The sequence below is a fragment of the Streptosporangium jomthongense genome (assembly GCF_042650425.1).
Lineage (GTDB): Bacteria > Actinomycetota > Actinomycetes > Streptosporangiales > Streptosporangiaceae > Streptosporangium.
Genome location: NZ_JBHSBC010000017.1, coordinates 1 through 3,546 on the forward strand (window position 1 = coordinate 1; position 3,546 = coordinate 3,546).

A 3,546-nucleotide genomic window follows, 5' to 3' on the forward strand; every position below is an offset into this window, starting at 1 on the left:
CACCGGCCGGATTCCTCCTGATCCAGGCGAACAGCGCCATCTGCAGCTGGTTCACGAAGCTCTGCCGCTGTTCGTCCGACGGCAGGCCGACGAAGCTGATCACCGAGGCCCGCGCCCACTCCACTTCACCAATCCGCCCCAGAAGGCTCATGATCCGCCATGAGCGTCCTTCCTGGAGGCTTTTCATCATCCTCCGATGATCAGATTGGAGCCGGTTCTTGGTATTCCGGACAGGTCGTGTCCCGCACCCTCCGGATGCGACCAGACGCTGAAGCCGAGACACACGACGAAACCGCCTTCGCCGTCCGGTCCCAACGTCAGACAGTGCACCCTCGATGCCCACACATCCGACACCCCGGCAAACCTCAGCATCTCGTCCGCCGACCGTCGGTCGGCCTCGGCGAGCGTCAGGGACCTATACACCGACTTGAGCTTCACCCCGAGCACCCCGCGGAAGAAGACTTCCACGAAGTCACAGGTGGGGGCTTTGTCCACACTCCGGAGACACAACTCGGAATGGCCAACGCCGTACCGCCACGGACGAAACCTTCGTTCGAGTAACAGTGGCAGGCCATGCTGACAGCGGGGTGACGGCTCTTGCGCTGTCTCACCGGATTCACGCAAAGGTCGTTCCACGGCCTTCCACCTTCCCTCCTGACAGAAGAACGCCTATACGAGCTGTCGAAACCGTCAGTCCGAGTTCGGTCATGTCAGTATTTCTGGGCCGTCCAGGGTGATCACGGGTATCCATGCCTCGTCCACGTCGTTGGGCCTGCACTCGTCGGCAACCGTCGGTTAGACGGAGGGAAGAAAGGGTCACTCCGCCCGGGTACGGCGCCCCGCGTCATGATGATGGCCTTGAACGCGTTCCGTATCTCCTCTCTAACTGTCGGCTCAACTTCCGCCGATCCACGGCGGTACCCGCGCCAGACAACACTGTCCGGCGCGGGCAGGAAGTCAGGCGACCTTCCTTCATCTAAGGCAAAGACGAAAAGATACCCATCCATGCCTTGAGTCCCGAGTCGTAAATATGACGCGGAATAACATCGCTGATACCGAAAACGGGCGAGAGAAGATTCTTCATCAGCCTCAATCGGCGAATTTGGTCGATCTCCAGACTTTGCCATCGAGCTGCCATGTCACGAGCTTCGTCCACTGACATCGGAAGCTCGCGAAGAAGAAGATCGACAACATGGCCTGGGGCAAGGAGATCGACCTCAGAACGTGGAGCAACACGTCTCAGTAGGGCTGCGGAGATGTTTAACCGGCGTATGGCCCCTTCCTCATGGTCGATCGACTTCCTTTTCTCTGCCACACAGAACACGTAGTCTATAGCTGCGGAACAGACCACCCAGTCCTCCGCGGATAATTCCTCGCATTCATCGATAAGCCGCATCGTCAGCAACTCGATGAGGCCTATGCACTGGTTTTGTTCCAATTCTTCCAAAGATAGTCTTCCTGTCGACAGCACAGCTGAAAGCTGTCGCAGATTGAGATCCAAGAGGGCTGCAAACTCACCCATTAGAAGTTAATCCCCGCTGCGGATAATGCGCCGGTCCCGGCCTGAAGGCTTCCCCGTGAAGGCTGGGATTGGCCGCTTTGATTGTTGATGCCCAGGCCGAAGTATCCACTTCCCGAAGAACCTGCGATATCAGCCTCCCCTGCCGAGCGCACACCCGAAGGACGCCTACGGCCGCTTCCGCATCTCTACCGAGAGGACCGGCGAAGATGCCCACGGCGGCCCAGACGCAACTGCTCCCGTCGCCTTTGGCGCAGTCAACATAGTCCGCAGCGAAAAGATCGTAGAGCGCGGCTATTTCAGACTTGCCCCAGTTGCACTTCTCGTGCATGATCTTCTGACACTGCTGGAAGTAGGCGTTGATGTCCTCACCGGGTTTGGGGCTGGGAGTCGCCTTCGTCGTGAAGGCCTGCTTTCCCACGGACTTCGGCGGCGACACCGCAGGCGGCGGAGTGGGACTTGAGGTCTTCTTCGGGGCGATGCCGCCGGCGTCTGAGGAGGCCACGTTGAAGTGGCCGTCGAATTCGTAGGCCCCGGTGGAGTTGGCGTTGAACCGGTAGGGGTTGTACTCGTCCTTGCCGGGGTCGGCCGGGTCGGGTCTGTCAACGCCGGTGAAGAGTTTGTCGTCGTTCTTGCCGTAGGCGGTGTAGCCGTAGGTGGCACGGGTGTCGCCGGTCTCCGAGGTCAGGCTCTCGACGTCGGTGTGGGCGTTGTAGCCGTAGTACGACGGCCCCTCCCCACCGCCGAACCTACGACATCCGGATTTTCCTCACCTTCAAAGAACTGGGGTCATCCAAATTCGGCCCACCGGAGGCGTTCAACGGCGGGAGGAGGGAGCGCTTCGAGTCGTTGGCGAGTCCTGGCCTTCAGTCTTTTCCACGCCAGGAGAGAAGATCTCCCGGTTGACAGTCCAGCGTCTCGCAGATCTTGGTCAGTGTGCTGAACCTGATCGCCCTGGCGCGGCCGTTCTTGAGGATGGACAGGTTCACGATGGTCACGCCGACGCGTTCCGACAGCTCCGTGAGGGTCATCCCCCGCTCCGCGAGAAGGCGGTCGAGGTGTACGGCTATGCCGTGTTCTTCCATGTCGGCGGGTGACATCAGACCAGGCCTTCGAGGTCCTCACGCATCCGGACGGCGTTCCTCATGACGCGGGTGAGCGTGATGAGACCCAGCCCGGTGAGAACGACCGCCGGTGAGATGTCAGGCAGCCGGAACGTGTAGGAGTAGCCGACGCTGAGCGTGCCGAGCAACTGAGCGTTGGCGAGGTCCTGAACGGTGGGAGCCAGGACGGCACCGACCAGCAGCCACCACCCCAGGGAACGAAGCCCTCGCGCCACATCGAGTGTGTAGACGCCCCGCCTGTCCGCGACGCGGACCATACGCCACACCATGACGAGCGCGCCGACGGCGAGCACGAAGCCGGGGAACGTGGTGAGCGCCTGCCAGATCATCTGCGCCCCGCTGGGGTCGCCCGTGCAGAACCGCGTTCCCGTCGCCATCGTCGACACACCCGAAGTGGCGCGGTCGACGAGAACCTCTCCCGCCTGCAGGCCCAGATCGACGGCGCACGCGGTCTCGCCGTCCAGCCCGAAGAGACTGCCTCTCCCGGAGGCGAGAAGCCCCAAGCCCACCACCGTGACGACGACGAACCACAACAGCCCAAGCGGCGCCGCGCTGGCCAAGGGCTCCAACGAAGGTTTCCTCTCGGACATCTCGCCCCCACTTATCGTTTTTCGATAACCAGGACGATAAGTTATCGAAAAACGATAAGTCAACCGGCCGTCCCGAGGCCACCTCGTGTGGTCGCCGAGGGTGTTCAGGGCTGGGTGGGGTTGGCCCTGGTTATCACCTCTTCGGCGGTCAGGGGGGCCTTGGGGTGGTGGGACAGGCAGAGAGGGACCAGGGTTTTGGCGAAGGCGGTTCCCTCGGCCGCCAGGTAGAACTGGCCCGTCGTCAGCCGGGAGACGTCGGTGACCGCGCCACCCTTCGACCTGGCCATCTCCTTGGCCGCCTCGATCTGGGCCG

General features: G+C 61.8%; 6 protein-coding genes. All 6 read right to left on the bottom strand.

The window, feature by feature from the left end; translation table 11 throughout:
* Positions 1 to 190, bottom strand: a 190-nt coding sequence (locus ACFOYY_RS17640) for a hypothetical protein (protein ID WP_386190337.1), incomplete at its 3' end; no start/stop codon positions are given.
* Positions 187 to 468, bottom strand: a complete 282-nt coding sequence (locus ACFOYY_RS17645; protein ID WP_352014494.1) for a hypothetical protein — start codon at positions 466 to 468, stop codon at positions 187 to 189. The genes ACFOYY_RS17645 and ACFOYY_RS17640, both read right to left, overlap by 4 nt.
* A 508-nt stretch (positions 469 to 976) precedes the next feature.
* The gene (locus ACFOYY_RS17650; RefSeq protein WP_386190338.1) at positions 977 to 1,522 is read right to left on the bottom strand and encodes a hypothetical protein; all 546 of its coding nucleotides are present in this window, start codon (positions 1,520 to 1,522) and stop codon (positions 977 to 979) included.
* An 863-nt stretch (positions 1,523 to 2,385) separates the two neighbouring features.
* A complete protein-coding gene (locus tag ACFOYY_RS17655; protein ID WP_352014496.1) occupies positions 2,386 to 2,619 on the bottom strand; it encodes a helix-turn-helix domain-containing protein in 234 nt (77 codons plus the stop codon).
* On the bottom strand, positions 2,619 to 3,212 hold the full coding sequence (locus ACFOYY_RS17660; RefSeq protein ID WP_386190339.1) for a DUF2975 domain-containing protein: 594 nt from the start codon (positions 3,210 to 3,212) through the stop codon (positions 2,619 to 2,621). The genes ACFOYY_RS17655 and ACFOYY_RS17660 overlap by 1 nt, the downstream gene beginning before the upstream one ends.
* 125 nt (positions 3,213 to 3,337) lie before the next feature.
* Positions 3,338 to 3,546: hypothetical protein (locus tag ACFOYY_RS17665; protein WP_386190340.1), on the bottom strand; the 209-nt coding region annotated here is incomplete at its 5' end.